The following is a 761-nucleotide window of genomic DNA, read 5'->3' as shown; positions in this document are numbered from 1 at the left end:
CACGCGTATATAGATCACTTTTTTCTTCAAAAACTTTATAGGTTTCTTTTGTCATTCTTGATAGAATACCGTATGCTTTCATGAACGCTAGAGGATCACAGAAATTATCTTCCATTCTGCATGAATATTCATATATTAGACGGACCCCATAGTTGTCTGCAGGTTTTTCATCACAATTCTGCCAGCCGTAGCCAATACAGTCAAACTGCTTTAAATTAGGTCCATCACCCATAATATGACCAATTTCATGTGCGATAGTAAAAGGTACTTCGGCAGAATGATTATGCCAGTTCATGTTAATTCCTATTTCACGCTTATTTTTCCAAGAAAGTGAAGGGTAATTAGGATCAGATTCAAAGAAGACATAACCAATGTCATGATCGTATGCAAAATTAAATAGATATTTAATTAAGTCGTTTTTGCGTTCATCATTACGTGCAATACTATTGTCTGCCATGTTTTCTAGCTTCTCTCTCTTTAATATCGGCTTCCATCAGTTCACGTACCATATTAAGATATTTTTCTGGAACGTGATAACCATGGTAAGAGTAAGGTACTTCTTGATCTAATGAAATATCTTCTTGAGAGTGCTTTGCAGGATCGTCAGTTTTACCGCTTAAATAATCGATAGTGGTATTTAAGACATCTGCAACTGCACTTAATGCCTTTGTACCGGGCTTTCTTGCCTTCCAATTATAGATACTTCTCTTACCAAGTCCAGCTTTATCATTTACTTCAAGTAACGATAATTTATTTTTTTT

2 protein-coding genes are annotated in these 761 nt (G+C 35.1%); both read right to left on the bottom strand.

The annotated features are described in order from the left end of the window. The coding region (locus FC46_RS09880) for a hypothetical protein (RefSeq protein WP_057800241.1) at positions 1-457 on the bottom strand (457 nt) is incomplete at its 3' end. Beyond that, positions 444-761, bottom strand: a 318-nt coding sequence (locus FC46_RS09875; RefSeq protein ID WP_057800238.1) for a helix-turn-helix domain-containing protein, incomplete at its 5' end; no start/stop codon positions are given. The genes FC46_RS09880 and FC46_RS09875, both read right to left, overlap by 14 nt.

The sequence above is a fragment of the Lactobacillus kalixensis DSM 16043 genome, assembly GCF_001434335.1.
Taxonomy (GTDB): Bacteria; Bacillota; Bacilli; order Lactobacillales; family Lactobacillaceae; genus Lactobacillus; species Lactobacillus kalixensis.
This window is presented reverse-complemented; position numbering and strand designations above follow the sequence as displayed.